At 65.0% G+C, this 16,792-nt stretch carries 15 protein-coding genes and 2 pseudogenes; 9 read left to right on the forward strand and 8 right to left on the reverse strand.

Going from position 1 to position 16,792, the window contains the following annotated elements:
- Positions 1-78: 78 nt before the first annotated feature.
- The 4 genes from AP234_RS30130 to AP234_RS30145 form a co-directional block, all read right to left on the reverse strand.
- The gene (locus tag AP234_RS30130; protein WP_055483140.1) at positions 79-417 is read right to left on the reverse strand and encodes a hypothetical protein; all 339 of its coding nucleotides are present in this window, start codon (positions 415-417) and stop codon (positions 79-81) included.
- A complete protein-coding gene (locus AP234_RS30135) occupies positions 414-830 on the reverse strand; it encodes a hypothetical protein (protein WP_055483141.1) in 417 nt (138 codons plus the stop codon). The genes AP234_RS30130 and AP234_RS30135 overlap by 4 nt, the downstream gene beginning before the upstream one ends.
- Positions 831-947: 117 nt before the next feature.
- Positions 948-1,679, reverse strand: coding sequence for a GntR family transcriptional regulator (locus tag AP234_RS30140; RefSeq protein WP_055483142.1), 732 nt, complete (start codon positions 1,677-1,679; stop codon positions 948-950).
- Positions 1,680-1,946: 267 nt separating this feature from the next.
- Positions 1,947-2,198: a hypothetical protein gene (locus AP234_RS30145; protein ID WP_152990691.1), complete on the reverse strand. Its 252-nt coding sequence runs from the start codon at positions 2,196-2,198 to the stop codon at positions 1,947-1,949.
- A gap of 434 nt (positions 2,199-2,632) precedes the next feature.
- Here AP234_RS30145 and AP234_RS30150 point away from each other — a divergent pair, with 434 nt between their 5' ends.
- From AP234_RS30150 to AP234_RS36765, 3 genes are all read left to right on the forward strand, one after another.
- Entirely contained in the window at positions 2,633-4,000 is a 1,368-nt protein-coding gene (locus AP234_RS30150) for an XRE family transcriptional regulator (protein WP_235558465.1), read from the forward strand.
- On the forward strand, positions 3,997-4,524 hold the full coding sequence (locus tag AP234_RS30155) for a flavoprotein (protein ID WP_055483144.1): 528 nt from the start codon (positions 3,997-3,999) through the stop codon (positions 4,522-4,524). Before AP234_RS30150 ends, AP234_RS30155 begins: the two co-directional genes overlap by 4 nt.
- Before the next feature lie 651 nt (positions 4,525-5,175).
- Positions 5,176-5,526: a hypothetical protein gene (locus AP234_RS36765; protein WP_152990692.1), complete on the forward strand. Its 351-nt coding sequence runs from the start codon at positions 5,176-5,178 to the stop codon at positions 5,524-5,526.
- Positions 5,527-5,903: 377 nt separating this feature from the next.
- Here AP234_RS36765 and AP234_RS30165 read toward each other — a convergent pair whose 3' ends face one another.
- Both AP234_RS30165 and AP234_RS30170 read right to left on the reverse strand, forming a co-directional pair.
- Positions 5,904-6,290 (reverse strand): hypothetical protein, encoded by a 387-nt coding sequence (locus AP234_RS30165; protein ID WP_055483146.1) that lies wholly within the window; start codon positions 6,288-6,290, stop codon positions 5,904-5,906.
- A gap of 577 nt (positions 6,291-6,867) precedes the next feature.
- The gene (locus AP234_RS30170; protein ID WP_055483147.1) at positions 6,868-7,482 is read right to left on the reverse strand and encodes a hypothetical protein; all 615 of its coding nucleotides are present in this window, start codon (positions 7,480-7,482) and stop codon (positions 6,868-6,870) included.
- Between the two features lie 197 nt (positions 7,483-7,679).
- On the opposite strand from AP234_RS30170, the gene AP234_RS30175 reads away from it, so the two are divergent.
- Positions 7,680-8,375, forward strand: a complete 696-nt coding sequence (locus AP234_RS30175; RefSeq protein ID WP_063843138.1) for a hypothetical protein — start codon at positions 7,680-7,682, stop codon at positions 8,373-8,375.
- 132 nt (positions 8,376-8,507) lie between these two features.
- On the opposite strand, the pseudogene AP234_RS35530 reads toward AP234_RS30175, so the two are convergent.
- Both AP234_RS35530 and AP234_RS30185 read right to left on the reverse strand, forming a co-directional pair.
- Positions 8,508-9,367, reverse strand: a pseudogene (locus AP234_RS35530) (HARBI1 family protein).
- A gap of 522 nt (positions 9,368-9,889) precedes the next feature.
- A complete protein-coding gene (locus AP234_RS30185) occupies positions 9,890-10,429 on the reverse strand; it encodes an SMI1/KNR4 family protein (RefSeq protein WP_160330517.1) in 540 nt (179 codons plus the stop codon).
- A gap of 409 nt (positions 10,430-10,838) precedes the next feature.
- Here AP234_RS30185 and AP234_RS30190 point away from each other — a divergent pair, with 409 nt between their 5' ends.
- The 5 genes and pseudogenes from AP234_RS30190 to AP234_RS30210 form a co-directional block, all read left to right on the forward strand.
- Positions 10,839-12,077 (forward strand): tyrosine-type recombinase/integrase, encoded by a 1,239-nt coding sequence (locus AP234_RS30190; protein WP_055483150.1) that lies wholly within the window; start codon positions 10,839-10,841, stop codon positions 12,075-12,077.
- Between the two features lie 1,045 nt (positions 12,078-13,122).
- Positions 13,123-13,659: a DUF6650 family protein gene (locus AP234_RS30195; protein WP_055483151.1), complete on the forward strand. Its 537-nt coding sequence runs from the start codon at positions 13,123-13,125 to the stop codon at positions 13,657-13,659.
- A 401-nt stretch (positions 13,660-14,060) separates the two neighbouring features.
- Positions 14,061-15,718: pseudogene (istA, locus tag AP234_RS35540) on the forward strand (IS21 family transposase).
- The gene (gene istB, locus AP234_RS30205) at positions 15,715-16,419 is read left to right on the forward strand and encodes an IS21-like element helper ATPase IstB (RefSeq protein ID WP_083502572.1); all 705 of its coding nucleotides are present in this window, start codon (positions 15,715-15,717) and stop codon (positions 16,417-16,419) included. Before istA ends, istB begins: the two are co-directional and overlap by 4 nt.
- A gap of 126 nt (positions 16,420-16,545) precedes the next feature.
- A partial coding sequence (locus AP234_RS30210; RefSeq protein ID WP_235558466.1) for a site-specific integrase occupies positions 16,546-16,792 on the forward strand: 247 nt, incomplete at its 3' end.

Genomic DNA, 16,792 nt, shown 5'->3' on the forward strand with positions numbered 1-16,792 from the left:
GTCCTTCCTTGATTCGCAGTCCAGGGAGATCGAGGGGCCGCTGAAAGTTGCCGCTTCCAGCGGCCCCACTTGCCGTGATCAGGCCGCCGCCTCATCCCCCGCCACAGGCGAGGGGGAGCTGACCGGGCCAAGGTCGGCCGACTGCTGGTCGTGCAGGCGCTCGCAGTCGGCCAGGTAGCGCGCGGCGGCGTTGAAGATCTGCCGGGCGGCCTCCAGATCGCTGGAGGTGACCACACTGGCCCCGGTCGTCGAGATCGACACGTCAGCGGTCTTGCTGCTGATGTCGAGGTATGGCCGTCCGGAATCCAGCACGTCAGCCCTGACCCGCAGGCCGGGGGTGTAGAACGAGACCCCGACCCGTGAGGCCCCGCCGGTGTCGATCGACACCGTGACGTAGGTGTAGGGGTCGCGGGTCATGCCGCCGCCCCGTCCTTGCTGTTCTTCGTGGTGGCAGCGGAGCGGGGAGCGCGCATCTCGCGGACGCGGATGGAGTAGGCCAGGCGTCCGTTTCCGTTGACGTACGGGGTGACCGTGATGCCGTCGAACTCGACCGGGGTGAAGGGCAGGCCCGGCATCTGGGCCGGGGGCACCGGCTGGACCGGGGTGATGATCTTCACGGCGACCGTCTTCTGAGCGGGCTTGACCTGCGGGTCGGCGTCCATGACGGCGATCTGCCAGACGAGTTCGCCGGTCTGCTTGTCGCGCGCCTGGACGAACCTGCCGTTGGTCGAGGCGTCGAAGTCCTTGACCTGCTCGACCTCGCCCACGAGGTAGCAGCCGTGCGGGAACACCTTGTCGAAGGTGACGGGGATGGGACCTTGAAGAGCCATGATGGTTCCTCCTCTCTCGACTGATAGGCACTTAACCTATCAAGTGCTTCGACAATAAGAGAGCCCACTTGCTAGGTCAAGTGCCTAAGCTAAGTGGGCTCGGATGGTGACGCTGTCCTATCCGATCGGATAGGCGTCTTCCAGCTCGTGACGGTCGGCAGGGAGCACCACGGCGAGCACTGCGAGGGGACGCCCGCCGGGATCGCGTACGGCTGCGTAGACGTCAAGAACCGGCGTGTTCTTGGGCATGCCGAGCTGCTTGGCTTCCTCCGTGCTGGGCATGCGTGCGGTGATCTGCTCGACTACGTGATCAAAGCGGACGCCCTTGCGTGCCTGGACGTGATCACGTGTCCCCTGTGCGAGGGGTTGCGCGCTGGTCAGGTCGGTGCCCTCCGACAGGTCCAGCGGCAGCCACAGTGACACGATTTCGGACGGCTCATTGCCCCGCGACACCAGGCGCCGGCGAAGGAACACCTTGCTCTTGGGGGTCAGGTCGAGCAGCGTGGCAACCCGATTGGGCACGGGCACCGCCCCGGCCTCCAGGAGCTCACCGGGCAACCCTGTTTCCGGGGTGGTCAGGTAGGCGTGACCGGGGCGAGGTTGCTCAAGCGAGGCGAGCGCGGGACGGCCCCGCACGAACCGGCCCTTGCCCTGCTGGGATTCGATCCAGCCCTGTTCGCGGAGCACGCGCAGGGCGGCAACGACGGTCGGGCGGGACACGCCGAACTCTTGGATCAACTGGTTCTCACTGGGGAGAAGAGATCCGGGAGGGTACTTGCCCGCTTCAATGCGCCGCTGAAGCGTCTGCACAAGCTGTGCATACTTCGGGGGCACGGACTCTAGAGACATCACGACCGTCCAGCAGCCGACAGGTTGTTTTACCAAGTTTGAGCGTAGACCGGCTCAGCGGTTCTGTCACTTCCCCCAGCCGAACCGGCACTGGCCCGTACGAGGAGAGGGAGTGGAGGAAGGGCGGGAAGACGGCAGGGCCACGCACGGACTACGGGGGCTTGCGGGCGTACGCGACCCTGCCGGGGAAAGGCGCGACGGGGCAGGATTCATGGACGCCAACCGGCCTTCCCCGCCAGGTCGGCTCACTGCCCCGCCGCGCCGGTCTCAGCGCCGCACGTAGTCGGCCAGCACCTGCGCGGCGCCCTGCACGTCGGAGACCGGGTGCCGCTTCTCGGCCGACTGCCAGGAGAAGTAGGCCCCGCCGTACCCGACGAACACCCACACCGGCAGCCCACGATCCTCAGGGGGATCCACCATGAGCGCGGTGTTGTTGTCACGCAGTTTCGCGACGATGCCGAGCTTGAGGAGTTCGTAGCGGAGCCGGATCAGCTTGTTCGCCTCCGCCGTCTGATTCATGTTCGCCACCACTGCGGCTTCAATGGGATTCATCATCCGTTCCCTTCGGCCCGGCCGCTTCCGAGGCAGTCGAGGCAATCCCGCTCCCCACCCGAGTCGCCGTGAACGTCGTTCGCCCCGCCGACGACGAGCTGACGGCGCGAATGACACTGTTTGGTGCCACGTCCCCGACACGAAGGACAGGGGCGTGCCTCGCTGTTCTCATCTGGCCGGGTCACCGTCGCCATCTCCTTGTTCATCCGGCGTTCCCTGCGTCGGGAGGCCGCTTGACGTACCGTGTTGCTTGATGGCAAGTCCACCGGCAAAGCAGAATGACGAGACCCTCCAAAAGGCCCCCCTCTTAACCCCTTTTCGATCCCGAATCGGGAAGCAGGTCAGACATGCGCAAAGCAACGCCAAACGTAAGACTTCGGGCATGGCGTAACCGTGCGAATTTGTCCCGGGCCGAAATGGCGAAAATGGTTAACCTTTCTGCCAGTGGGATCAAGTACGGCCTCACCTGCGATGAGGAGCGCATCAGAAGGTGGGAGGCCGGTGAAGTCTCCTGGCCCCGCGAGCCATACCGGCTGGCACTCGCCGAGGTCACCCACCATGACCCGGAAGACCTGGGGTTCGTTCCCGTCAAACGCGCCCGAGTCACCATCTCGCCCGTTGCTGAGACCGCAGTCATCCCGGGGAGCACCGATCCCATGCGGGTTGATAACCACATGATCGGCTCACACGTTGTGGATCTCGTCGAATCTGGAAAGGACGAGGGCGGCATGCAGCGACGCGAGTTCGTCGGCCTGGCCGGGGCCGCGTTGTTCAGTGCGGTAGTCGGGCAGTCAGATCAGACCCACCACATCCAATCGGACATAGAGGCCCTTGCCGCCGCTCTCGTCGACTACTCCGCCCCATTGGACAGCCCCACTGACCTCCGAGCACTCGCCGCATCGGTCACAGCGGCCAAGCAGAACTACCAGGCATGCCGCTATTCCCAGGTGGCCGCCGCCCTCCCATCGCTGCTCCACAAGATCCGCACCGCATGCACAGTCCTGACCGGCGACGAACGGCTACGCGCCTACGCCCTCTCCGCCGAGGCGCACCACGTCGCCGCGTCCATCCTGCTCAAGCAAGAAGACAAGGGCCTTGCCTGGCTCGCGGCCGACCGCAGCGTCCAGGCCGCCCACGCAAGCGGCAACCCCCTGATGATCGGATCCAGCGCCCGCATCATCACCCACGCACTCATGGACGACGGCCACCACCGAGCAGCAACCGACATAGCCAGCACCGCCGCCCAGCGCCTGGACGCCGACCTGTCCCACCCCTCTCCCGACGACCTGTCGGTGTACGGCACACTTCTCCTGCGAGGAGCCGTCGCCGCCGCCCGCCACGCCAACCGACACACCGCAGCCGAACTACTCGACGAGGCCGAGCAGGCAGGCCGACGACTCGGTCACGACGGCAACCACATGTGGACCGCGTTCGGCCCGAACAACGTCCTGTGCCACCGCGTGAACATCGCGCTCCGGCTCGGCGACGCCGGAACCGCCATCGAGAACGCCCGCAAGATCGACCTCAATGCCCTGCCCATCAACGAACGCAAGGCCACCGTCCTACTCGACACCTCCCGCGCGTTCCTCGCATGGGGAAAACACGACCGCGCCCTCTACATCCTGCGCGCAGCCGGAGACATCGCCCCCGAGGAAATCACCGGACGCCCCGCCACGCTTAGGCTGGTCCGCGACATCCTCGCCACCGCGCCCGTCAGCGTCCGCCGCGAAGCGCGAGAATACGCCGAATCCCTGGGAGTCAGCGCGTGACCGAACCCGGCAAGGTCCTCTACATCATCGTGTGCGCCGCAGGACCCGCCAGCGGCGTCGGCAAGCTCGTCACGATGGCTCAGGACGACGGGTGGACCGTCCAGGTCGTCGCAACCCCGAACGCGCTCGACTTCATCGACGTCCCCGCGCTGGAGAAGCAGACCGGCCGCCCTGTCCGCAGCCAGTACCGCAAACCCGGCGAACCTAAGTTCCCCAGGGCAGACGCCATCATCGTCGCCCCGGCTACCTACAACACCATCAACAAGTTCGCCCAAGGCATCGCCGACACCTACGCCCTCGGCCTCCTTGCCGAAGCTCCCCGGCTAGGTATCCCCGTCGTCGTCCTGCCCTTCGTGAACAGCGCCCTTGCCTCACGCGAGCCATTCCGCCGCAGCATTGAGGCGCTTCGAGCCGAAGGCGTTCACGTCCTTCTAGGCCCCGGCCAGTTCGAGCCCCATGCCCCCAGCACCGGAGCCGAGGTCATCGACAGGTACCCCTGGCATCTCGCAACCGCCCAGATATGAGCCGGTCCGAGATCTGATCGGCGGTAGTCCGGATGCGGAAAGCAAGACGTCGGCCCCCACCAACCTCGCCAAGCGAGCCGGAGACCTAGACCGAGAAATGGTTAATGAGTTACTGGCCGATTTTCGCGCTAACCCTTGCAAAAAGTCACACATGCCGTGAAACTCAACCTGCGGGCGGGAAAGCTCTGGCAGGCCCCCGCCCGCAGTGCACCGTTCCCACGATGCAAGGGAGAGGCTATCGCATGTCCACCCTCCAGCGTACCCGGATCACAAGGAGTGCTTTCCTCCGTCGATCAAGAAGCGCAAAAGCTCTGCTCGCGTCCCTGGCCACCATCACCGCCCTCAGCGTTGCCCCTACCAGCGCTAGTGCGCTTGCCCCAGCCACCTTCATCGCGATCACCTGCAAGACATCCGGTGGCACGATCAACCTCAGCTACAAGGCGAATGGGGTCGACTACCCTAAGAGCGTCGACATCAAGGTCGTCACACAGCGGTACCAGGGGGACCTACTGGTTGCTAGGCACGAGACCACCCTTCGCACCAGCTCAACGGGGTCGTGGAGCACGCCGACGTACTCGGGTACCGCTCCGGCGGGCACGTATCCTTTGGTATACGTGGCTACACAGCGAGCACCGAGTGGAGCGTTCATCGATGACGCACAGGACCAATGCTGAAAATCCCGCGCTCAATCCTGATCGGCGCTGGGATCAACACCCCGGCGCGCAGATAGAAGCGACGCTCTTGGTCCGAATCCTGCAGCCTCTGCAACGGAAGGTTCTGCACGTTCTGGCTGAGAGTCCCGCTCAAGTCGAACGGCATGATCACCTGTCGAGGAAGTTGAACGTCGGCACGGATGAGGTCTCAGCGGCCGTAGCTCGGATCAATCAATTCGCAGAATCGTACGGCTACGTCCCATTGATCGTACTGCACGATAGCGGATACGAAATCGAGTCGGCGACGGCCGAAGTCGTTCGGCATGCCTTGACCGAACAGCAAAGATAGGAGCTGAAGTTCCCTGATTCATCCACGGGATGGATGGCCGCCAATAGGTCATCCATCCCGTTGCCAGTTTGGCACACCTGATCGGCTGGCACACCATCTGATGGAGCACCTGGTCAACGAAGGGCCGCTGATGATTGCTGCCACGAGTGCGATCCGGAGGACTTACAGCAAGGCCGATCATGAACTGACGCGGCTTGCGTCGAAAGTTGCCGAATTGATCCTTTAGCAATCAAGGGCGGCGCTCCGCGCCGCCTCGCGGCCCCTCGCCCGCTCGGCGGCCGGGCGTGCGGCCTGGGGGCCGGTCCCGGCCGCCGGCGGCTCGGACCGCAAGGCCAGGTAGGACAGTCAGTTCATGGCGCAGGCCATCAGGCAACGCCTCAGCCGTGACGCTCAGACCACTCGGCCACTGTCTGCATTGGCGCCAGCAGCCTTTGGGTGATCTGCGTCTTCGTCGAACGGTCCAGGTTCTCCGGAAGCGCATCGAAAGATGCTGGAAGGACATCCAGCAGTGAGAAAACCTGCTGGCCGTCTCGCAGAACCAGCAACAACATGCAGCGCCAATGCGGCGAGTACTCCGGCCGGTGGTCCAAGCAATGAACCAGCGCGGGCCACAAGTAGTGAGTCGCCTCCGGATCAGCCCGCTCGGCCAGCCACCCGGCTCCGTGTTGCCGACTAAGCCCGCACACCATCGCCTCTTCATCGAGGTGAATGAGCTGAGTCGTGTTGACAGCCTTGACCGTACGCGGAACCTCCGAGGATGCCATGGCATAAGTATCCACAGGCCAGGTTCAAAGGGAATGCCTCCGGCGGGGGCGCTCCGGCTCCAGGATGATCGCCCGCGCACTGCCGAAGGCCGTAAATGGCTGAGGTAGGAGCCTGATCATCCCGTCGCCATCGACCCGGGACAAGCCGAGCAGACCAGGGCCAGGGGGTCAAGGTCGTTCGTCCAGTAGGGCGCTCCACCTTGACCCCCTGGCCCTGGCCCGCTTCCCCTTCGGGCGGGTCGACGGCGACAGGATGATCAGGCAGGTGGAGCGTACGCGCCGCGCGAGGAAAGGCCAGGTCACCGGCTGATCGTCGGGCCATTAGCGGGCCATTAAGCAGGGTGACGAGGGGTCAACCACGGTCACTCATGAACGGCCCCAGACCCAGGTCAGCCGCCCTACGAGGCGTGATCCATACACTTCCCAAGCTGATAGCGCGGGTTCGATTCCCGTCACCCGCTCCAAGCCCGAAGGCCCAGGTCAGAGACAGTGCTGACACATGCCCGTTCCAGTTGCTTCACGCTGAGAGTTCACTGGTCAGATCCCAATAGAGGAAGCTCAGCACAGAGAGCTGGTGTCATCGCGGGCAGGCGGTACGGGGAGGCGCGCCCGGCGACACGGTGTTGAAAACCAGGCCCCAGGCCCTGTACAGGCGAGCGGGCAAGGAAGGCACGCACACGCGCGCATCGTAGACGCCTTCGTACCGCCATTCCGCGCCACCCTGGCGAGCCCAGTGGTGGATACCGTCGTTCAGGAGCGCGATGGCGTGATACACGTCGGTGGCCTCGGTATCGCCGTAGACAATGCCGTAGTAGATGGTGCCACCGGTGGCCACGTGAGGCGCCTGACCTGACGGGCCGTATTTGCTCGCCGCGTCGACGAGGGCGTCGCGCGTCGCCTGCTCGATCTTGAGAGGCCAAGCCGTCCCCACAGCCTCACGCGGACCGAGTTCCTCCTCTTCCTCTAGTGCGTCCTCCTGCGCCGAACTCTCAGGCTGAGCGTCGGCCAGTCCCGCACTGTCTGGGGATGGCGCTAGGCCCATGTCGGCCACGGGCGTCGGGACGGCGGCCCCCGGGTCACTCGCAGGTCCAGGAGACGCGTTGAGCACGATCGTCACTGTCATGATCGCGGCCACCACGACCAACAGGGCTGCGCCGAGGATCGTCGCGGGCAACAATGACTTTGTCTTCACGCGATGATTTTCACACCTGTACGCCAACCGTGCCCGTTGCGTGCCCGTACGATCGGCGATCACTGGAGAGTCACGGGAGCTCACGGGCACTCGACCGGAATACGCCCACATCAACGATTCCCCAGCTCAGATAGCGTGATCTTGAAAGACTTCAGGCGAAGGTAGTCCAACCCGCCTGCCGCTCAGATAATGGAATCATGGAATCCGCTGAGGAGTGGGATCGATGCTTGGGGTGGACGTTCGAGTTGATCTCGGAGGATCCCGTTCGGCGTGAGCGGGCGCGCGGCCGGCTGAGGGTTACTCAAGATCGCCGTAGTGAGGCGTTGTATGCCTTCAATGAGGTCTGGCGAGATGAGGGGTTGTCGGCCGCTGACCAGGCTGGAGGCCGATACATTGCAGAGCGACGAAGAACGCTGCCGGATGCTTTGTGGGAGTTCATTCCCGTTGAGTCCTACGCCGATTGGGCCGGACTGAAGTATGTCCTGCTCTATCTGGAGTGGGAGGCTCGGTATCCGGACGAATGGATGGCCTCCGCCAAGAGTTGGGGAACGAAACACGGTAAGTTGCATGATCTGGCCAGGGCTGTGCCGCATCTGGCGACCGAGGTGATCGATCAGCTGGTTGACTTGATTTGCCTTGCCGTACGGCGTGAGCACCGTTGTGAAGATGTGGGATATGCCGTACTGGCCAGGGCGGTCAGCGGCTCACGGTTACGTTGCTTCCTGCTTGAGATCGCCGATGATCCTGATGAGGGTTTCCGCCTACGGGCCCGGTACCTCCTATGGTTGTTGGATCACTCCGAGGCGTCCAAGCCCAAAGTAAGCCAATGGAAGACGTGGTTGAGGAGCCAGGAAGCCGAGTCGGTGTTCGAAAAAGCCGAACCTGTCGCCTGAGCACGATGAGGAAGCAAAGGCTCCCTGTCCCCCTCGCGTGCCCGCTGCGTGCCCGTCAGGAGGGCGACCAAGGGGAACTCGCGGGGAATCACGGTCACTCGACCCGCCCCTCAGCAGGTCAGTGAGCTGTTCTCAGTAACTGAAGATCACGTTGTGTGATGGCGACGCGGTCCAGTCATGCTCGTGATGAAGTAGGACGAGCGCTGCCTGGATGATTTTCCCGATGCGCCAGGGATCGAGGCTGACCCGGCGCAGGGCCTTGAAGGTGACGGTGAGCAGAGCATTCGCGCGTTCACCGACGCCGCGTATGCCGCGCAGCAGTTTGTTGTAGGTGTGCTGGTCATCGCTGAGCCGGCGCTGGTGGGGCTTCTTCTTGAGCGGGACGCGGACGACGTCGGCGGCGCCTTCATAACCCAGGTCGGCCAGGGCCGGCAGGTCGGTGCGGATGGCGGCGAGGGCGGTGATGATGCCGTGGCGGCGGGCGCAGGTCATGTCGTGCTCGCGGCCGGGGCGGACGTCGGAGACCCACAGCGGCCAGCCGTCCGGGGTGGAGATGACCTGCACGTTGCCGCCGTGGTGCTTGTGTTTTCCGGACCATCACAGGTCGGCGCCGTTGGGGCCGGGGGTGGCGACGCGGTCGGTGGCGATGAGGATGCCGTCGAGGTTGATGTGCGTCAGACCCGTACGCGCGGCCGTGTCCAAGACGGTGTCCAGGTCGGGAGTGTGCGCGGCCAGAAGGTCGATGCCCTCATGGAGGTAGCGGTAGACGGTCTTGCCGCCGATGCCGTGATCGATCGCCAGTTGCCTGATTCTGGTGCCGTCCAGGAACCAGCGCAGGATGAGGACGGCCTGGGCATGGCAGCCGAGTGCGCGGCGGCCCGGCCGGCGCGGGTACCTCGGCGGCGGCGCTCGGCATGAAGCAGGGCGGCCAGGAACAGTACGGTCTCCCGGCGCACCTGGAGGGTCGCCGAGTATGTGACACTGGTGGGCACGTGAAGCCTCTGATTATGAAGTTGATCTCTAGACAAGACCACTTCTATCAGGGGCTTTACGCTTTCCGGTCACTGGGGCGCGGCATGCCCAGGCATGCCCTGCTATGCCCTGCCATGAAGCGGCGTGACCCGGCCGGCGTCGGCACTACACACAGCGACGAACCGTTACAGACAACGGCTCAGTGTCTCCCCAGCTCAGCGGCCAGGCGCGTTAGAGACTTCCCAAGCTGATAGCGCGGGTTCGATTCCCGTCACCCGCTCCACGTACGAAGGCCCAGGTCAGAAGGTTTTTTCCGACCCGGGCCTTGATTGTTTCCGAGACTGTTTGATCTTCACGTGCCATTAGCGTGCCATTAGCCGTTGATCAGCCCACCGGGGCCAACACCCCGGCGCGCCGTCGTCGTCCTCGTCGCCCTGGTCGTCGGCCGCGCCGATGTGGGATGTCTGGGGGCCGGTCCCGGCCGCCGGCAGCTCGGACCGCGCCCTACGGAAGGCCGCCAGTCCTGACAGGTTTGGCGAACTTCAACTCCACGCGCGGCACTCCAACGGATGGCCTTCGACTCCCTCGGCGAACCCGCTGCCGTCAAATCTCGTCCCGGACGCCCATCCAACGAGCCATTCCGTCATGGTCTCCGGGATCGGTGGCTCCTGATCCGCATGGCGCGGGATTACGATGCACGGCCACGCTTCTGGCTCTCCAATCGTCAGCCAGCCAATCTTATCGCCGTCAATGGTGCTTGCCCAGGGAAAGAACCCGCCCGGTTCCGGCCACATAGCCAACGGGTGGTCCTCAGGGAAGTCATCACGAAGATCCCTGTAATCGTCGCCCCATTGCGCCGCTCGCACGCGATATTCCTTCGGCAAGTCCCGCGGGTCGTAAATGCCAAGCCACCGGGCGAACTCGCAACGCCCGTACTGTTCGATAAAACCCACATAGTCGGCGGGAAGTCGAAGCCCGAAGTCGGAAAACACCTCGTCCCACTCATCGGTTCCGAAGATCGGAGCGGTTGGGGGAGGAACAAGGGCGAGGAGCCGCACGAGGGCAGCATGATTGCGATCCACAGCGCCGAATGTAGCGGCATCCTCCGACGATCGGCCTCCAGCCGGGGCGCTCCGGCTCCAGGGTGATCGCCCGCACATTGCCGAAGACCGTAGGGGCTGAGGTAGGGACCTGATCATCCCGCCGCCATCGACCCGGGACAAGCCGAGCGGGCCAGGGCCAGGGGTCAACCACGGTCACTCATGACCCGCCCGAAGCCCAGGTCAGCCGCCCTACGAGGCGTGATCCATGCGATTCCCAAGCTGATAGCGCGGGTTCGATTCCCGTCACCCGCTCCACTTCCATATAGTCCCTGAGCTGGGCGTCCCTTGATCACTCCCTGTTCGCTGTGATCGTTTGGGCACATCTTGGGCACATCCCTCTTCCATCGATTCCCTTTGGGATCGCCGACGGCCTGCTGACACTTGCCTCGTGGCGAGTATCGAGAAGCGTCCCGGCAAGGGAAAGAAGATCAGCTACCGAGTCCGCTGGCGGCTCGGCGGGGCAAGTGACGGTGCCTGGCAGTCGGAGACCTTCGAGCAGAAGGCCCAGGCCGTCACCTTCAAGCTGGCGGTCGAGGCCGTCGGCCACCAGTGGCCCGAGGGGTGGATCCGCGGGTACGGCTGGGCCCCGGCGGCACCGGTAGACGACAAGCCCGAGGTGGAGCCGATCCCGTTCCGCGACTATGCGACGACCTTCGTGGCCAGCCTGTCGGGCATCGAAGAGCGGACCCGCCACGACTACGAACGCGACCTGCGCAACCACATCCTGCCGACCTTCGGCGACCTGGACATCCGCGACGGGAACGCGATCGACCGCAGCCTCGTACGAACTTGGGTCAACACCCTCCAGCACGGCGTAGCCGACCCCGCCAACCCCAAGCAGTGGCTGCGGCGCCCGCTGGCGCCCAAGACCATCCAGAACCTCCACGGGATCCTGTTCGCCATCCTCCAAGACGCCGTCGAGGCCGATCCCCCGCTCCGCACCTCCAACCCCGCCGCGCGCACCCGCCTGCCCCGCCTGGACGACGGCGAAGGCGACGACGAGATGGTGTTCCTCACCGAGCAGGAGTTCGCCCTGATCCGCGCCTGCGCCAAGCCGGACGTGCGCGACATGCTCACAGTGTTCGTCGGCACCGGCCTGCGCTACGCCGAATTGGCAGCCCTGCAGGTACGCGACATCGACCCGTTCGGCAAGCCCGTCCCGGCTTTGCGCGTACGGCGGGCCTGGAAGCGTCAGGCCGACAACACCTTCAAGCTCGGCCCACCCAAGACCAAGCAATCCCGCCGGACCATCGCCCTGTCGTCGGAGGTCATGGACGCGATCCTGCCGAACATCGCCGGCAAGGGGCCCAAGGAGTTCGTCTTCAACTCACCGACCGGCTCGTGGTGGCGCCACTCCTCCTTCTACGACCGCCGCTGGATCCCCGCCATCGACGACGCCTGCAGCCGCGGCCTGACCAAGCGGCCTCGCATCCATGATTTGCGTCACACACATGTGGCGTGGTTGATCTCCGAGAGCATCCCTCTCGCGGCGATCCAGCGGCGCATGGGCCACAAGTCGATCACCACCACGATCGACCGGTACGGCCACCTGCTCCCCTACGTCGACCAGGACCTCATCGACGCCATCGACCGCGCGCTCACCGGCTCCCTGCGCGCCGTCGCCTGAAAGCCTCGGAGACCTGGTGACACTCATCACGGATGACATGAAGGGATCGGTCACGGCCGACAGCGCAGTGCCGGGTTGCCCCTCCGAGCGAGAGACAGGCGGAGGGAAGGCAGCGACTCCCCGACGTAACGGGCGGACCGCAAACCGGCACCCTATTGATGAAGAGCTTGAAGATGAAGCAGGGCCGGCGGGCCCTGGTGGGCTGGGCCAGGACCCGCCAGCCGAAGCGCAGGCGACGCCCGCGGCTGCGTTCGCACGCCGTACCGTCACCACGACCATGGTGGCCATCGCCGCCCTTACCTTCACCTTCTCCTTCGGTAACTGCTGGGCTCTCGGACTACGTCTGGGCGTGGCACCGTGGCTGGCCCCGCTGGTAGGGCCCAGCGTCGACCTGTCGGTCATCGGCCTCCTGGTCGGGATCCGTCACATGCAACTCCGCGGCGTTCAGCCTGCGGAGCTGAGACCGGCCCGAATCCTGCTTGCCTTCTCCGGGCTCGCGACGCTGGCGCTCAACATCGCCGAGCCGCTCGCTGCGGGTTCACCGGGACGTGCTGCCTACGACAGCATCCCTCCGCTGCTGTTGATCGGCTGGGCCGAGGTCGGCCCCGGACTTCTGAGCCGCCTCCACCAACCCGAGCCTCCAGCCCTCCTGACGGAGACTGCCACGGCGACGATCGGCGATCCGAGTCGGGTCCCGGACCGACCCGACCCCAGCCCGACGCCATCCGCTCCCGCAGCACTACTCCCAGTCGCCGCTGCGGCCCACTCAGCGCCTGCCGGATCAACGGTCACAGTCCGCACCCGGACTACGGACAGCACGCACTGACAACGCTGCTGTCGACGACGCCTTGCTGGAGACAGCGCGACGACTCGATACCGAGCACCATGCCCGCACCGGCGGAAGGCCTATCTCCGCCGAAACCCTCCGCAAGGAACTCCGCATCGGTGCTGCACGCGCTCGTATTCTCTCCAAGAGCGTCCGCAGATAGTGGTAGCGACCGTGAATCGGCCAAGATCGGCCAGCCGGACAACTACGCTCACACCTATGGGTCGCATCCCTTACGAAATCACAGGCCTGAGCACATCGCTCTTCGGCATCCAGTGGCAGAAGGCAGACACGGACAGGAAGATCGCCAATAGGGTGGTTGCTTTCCTTGAAGATCGCAGGCTGCTCTTCGGCGATAGGCACATGGAGGACGAAGTCCACTGCGTTAGATCGGCCATCCAGATCAGGGCATTCCTAACCGAACAGCTCACACAACGTCACATCGGGCAAGAACTCCGCCAGATTCTCAAGGCTATGCGGGCCGCGTGTCGTCACTTCGTCGATGCCGCCGGCCCGGACGGCAGGAACTTCGAATACCGAATGGGGCTGGCAGGGGACAATGCTTTCGGCCTTGCACTGGGCGATTTACGGTCTCGCATGGGTTTTTACATCGCCGCAATAGCCACGCAATACAAGATCGAAGTAGACGAGGGCCTGTCTGCAATCCTCCCGCCTCCCCCGGAAGACAGTGATGAAGACTTGTCCTGGCTTCCCGGCTTCGGGGAGCGAACCGCACAGCAGGAGGAAGACTCCTGAGTCCGGGAGCTGGATCGACTGGGCTGAGGTCCGCCCCGGGCTGCTGAGCCGACCCCACCAACCTGTGCTCCAGCCGTCAACGACGACGGCCAACGGTCCGAGTCGAGTCCCGGACCAGCCCGATTCAGCCGAAGAAGATCCGAAGCAACGCCGCGATCGGTTACGCCTCGCGATCGGCAGCGTCGCCTCACCTCGTCCGTGAAGAATCACGGGAATCAGTGCCAGACAGGGCCATGCGGGATCAGCGACGACAGCTGACTTTGTCCACGAGAGACGGCTCCACGTGACAGCCGACTAGAGCGCCAGTCCTCGGATCTGGAAGGTGGTGTCACTCAGTTTCGGCGCCATGGCGCTGCGGCTGGTGAGACTATCGGGGGATCCCCGTCGTAAAGGGGCACCCGATGGCGAACAGCAGGGTGGAGTTGTTCGCGGCGATCCGCCGCGATGCCCGGCAGGGTATGTCCGGCCGGGCGCTGGCGCGTAAGTACCAGGTGAGCCGGCGGACGGTGGCCCAGGCGCTGACCTCCGCCTGGCCGACGCCACGCAAGCCACTACCGCCCCGGGCCTCGCGGTTGGACCCTTACAAGCCGTTGATCGATCAGATGCTGCGGGCGGACCTGAACGCGCCGCGCAAGCAGCGGCACACCGTGGTGCGGATCTGGAATCGCCTGGTGGAAGAGCGTGGGGCGGCGGAGGTGTCGTACGCGATGGTGCGCAACTATGTGCGCCCGCGCCGTGCGGCGATCCGGTTAGAGGCCGGCCACGGTCCGGCGGCCGCCTACATCGAGCAGACGCATCAGCCTGGTGCCGAAGCAGAGGTGGACTTCGGGGATGTGTGGATCCGCCTGGCCGGCGAACTGGCCAGGTGTTACCTGTTCGCGTTCCGGCTGTCCTGGTCGGGCAAGTCCGTGCACAGGATCTTCCTCACCTGCTCGCAAGAAGCGTTCTTCGAGGGGCATGTGCACGCGCTTACCGTGCTGGGCGGCGTGCCGACCGGCAAGGTCCGCTATGACAACCTGCGACCCGCGGTGGCCAAGGTACTGGGCTTCACCCGAGGCCGGGTGGAGTCGGAGCGGTGGGTGGCCTTCAGAAGCTGGGCCGGGATCGACGCCTTCTACTGCCGGCCAGGGCTGGAGGGTGCGCACGAGAAGGGCGGGGTGGAGGGCCAGATCGGCTGGTTCCGCAGGAATCATCTGGTTCCCGTCCCCGAGGTGGCCTCAATAGCCGAGCTGAACGCCCTGATCGATGCGTGGGACATCGACGATGAGCGCCGCCGGATCCGGATGCGTCCGCAGACCATCGGCGAACGCTTCGCCCAGGAACAACCGCTGCTGGCGCCGCTGCCGGTCGAGCAGTTCGAGATCGGACGCCTGCTCACCCCGCGTGTCAACATGCACGGGCAGATCAGCGTCCGAACCAACCGCTACTCGGTCCCGATCCGGCTGGTCGGCCACCAGGTGCGGGTCATGTTGTTCGCCTCCCATCTGGTCGTCTACCACAAGGGAGTGGAGGTGGCCCGGCACGAGCGGCTGATCGCCAAGGGCGGGGCCCGGCTGGAACTGGATCACTACCTGGAGGCGTTGGCGCACAAGCCCGGCGCGTTGCCCGGGGCCACTGCGCTGGAGCAGGCACGGGCGGCAGGCATGTTCACCGCGGCGCACGAGGCTTGGTGGGCTGCGGCACGCAAGGCGCACGGGGACGCGGCCGGTACTCGGGCGTTGATCGAGGTGTTGCTGCTGCATCGGCACATGGCTCATCGGCATGTGGTGGCGGGGATCGCGGCTGCGCTGAAGGTGGGTGCGCTGACCGCCGACGCTGTCGCGCTGGAGGCTCGCAAGATCGCTCAGGCCAGGGCGGCCCCGACCTGGAGCAGACACCATCGCCCAGGCCGGAGCGGTTGGCCTGGCTGGATGAACCTCAGGTGGTCTCGCTGACGACCCGGCGGCTGGCGCAGCTGCCGCCTGATACCCGGCCGCTGCCGTCGGTGGCCGTCTATGACCAGCTTCTGCGCCGCCGCGCGGGCGGCGCACGGCCCGCATCCGAGGGAGACACGTCATGACCACCTTTCACCGCCGCGGGCTGACCGAGGAAGCGGCCGAAGCCTCCATCTACCAGGCCTGCCAGAAGTTACGGCTGCCGACCATGCGCGGGCAGTTCACCGACCTGGCCGCTACCGCCGCCCGCGAACAGATGAGCTATCTCGGCTTCCTGGCCGAACTGCTGATGGCCGAATGCGACGACCGCGACCGGCGCCGCTCAGAGCGGCGGATCAAGGCGGCGAGCTTTCCAAGGCAGAAATCGCTGCGTGAGTTCGACTTCGACGCCAACCCCAACGTCGACCCGACGATGATCCATACGCTCGCCACCGGCGACTGGGTGCGCAAGGGCATGCCACTGTGTCTGATCGGCGACTCAGGGACCGGCACGTCGCACCTGCTCATCGCGCTGGGCACCGAGGCCGCGATGGCCGGGTTCCGGGTCAAGTACACCTTGTCCGCCAAGCTGGTCGACGAGCTGGTCGAGGCCGCCGATGAGAAGGTGCTGACCAAGACCATCGCCCGTTACGGCCGCGTCGACCTTTTGTGCATCGATGAGCTCGGCTACATGGAACTCGACCGGCACGGAGCCGAACTGCTGTTCCAAGTTCTCACTGAGAGGGAGGAGACCAACAGTGTCGCGATCGCCTCAAATGAGTCGTTCTCGGGCTGGACCAAGACGTTCACCGAGCCGCGGCTCTGCGCGGTTATCTCACTGCCGTGACTGGGTGTCCATGACGTCCAGATGGCTGCGGCGTGCCTTCGGTTCTTGATGTTGTGGATGGCTTATCTTGCCATGTCTATGACACGCTACGGAGTCAAGGCGAAGCGCATAGTGATGCCTTCGGGAGTGGAATCGGCGACGGTGTTATGCGAGGGCCTGGTCGTCGAGCCGGTCGATCAGTTCCTGGCACATCTCACGGCAATCGAACGCTCGCCGAACACGGTCAAGGCCTATGCCCACGATCTGCGGGATTACTTCGAATTCCTGCAGGCTCGCGGGCTCCGCTGGGATCAGGTCCTCTTGGAGGATCTGGGCCGGTTCGTGACCTGGTTGCGGTTGCCGGAAGAGGCCCTGTCAACGGCCATGAGCGTGT

Source organism: Sphaerimonospora mesophila (assembly GCF_001417795.1).
Taxonomy (GTDB): domain Bacteria; phylum Actinomycetota; class Actinomycetes; order Streptosporangiales; family Streptosporangiaceae; genus Sphaerimonospora; species Sphaerimonospora mesophila.

What these genes read in the sequence shown, in the direction of transcription:
- AP234_RS30130 (WP_055483140.1), bottom strand. Translation starts at nt 417, where the DNA reads ATGACCCGCGACCCCTACACCTACGTCACGGTGTCGATCGACACCGGC.
- AP234_RS30135 (WP_055483141.1), bottom strand. Translation starts at nt 830, where the DNA reads ATGGCTCTTCAAGGTCCCATCCCCGTCACCTTCGACAAGGTGTTCCCG.
- AP234_RS30140 (WP_055483142.1), bottom strand. Translation starts at nt 1,679, where the DNA reads ATGTCTCTAGAGTCCGTGCCCCCGAAGTATGCACAGCTTGTGCAGACG.
- AP234_RS30145 (WP_152990691.1), bottom strand. Translation starts at nt 2,198, where the DNA reads ATGAATCAGACGGCGGAGGCGAACAAGCTGATCCGGCTCCGCTACGAA.
- AP234_RS36765 (WP_152990692.1), top strand. Translation starts at nt 5,176, where the DNA reads ATGACGCACAGGACCAATGCTGAAAATCCCGCGCTCAATCCTGATCGG.
- AP234_RS30165 (WP_055483146.1), bottom strand. Translation starts at nt 6,290, where the DNA reads ATGGCATCCTCGGAGGTTCCGCGTACGGTCAAGGCTGTCAACACGACT.
- AP234_RS30175 (WP_063843138.1), top strand. Translation starts at nt 7,680, where the DNA reads ATGGAATCCGCTGAGGAGTGGGATCGATGCTTGGGGTGGACGTTCGAG.
- AP234_RS30195 (WP_055483151.1), top strand. Translation starts at nt 13,123, where the DNA reads ATGGGTCGCATCCCTTACGAAATCACAGGCCTGAGCACATCGCTCTTC.
- istB (WP_083502572.1), top strand. Translation starts at nt 15,715, where the DNA reads ATGACCACCTTTCACCGCCGCGGGCTGACCGAGGAAGCGGCCGAAGCC.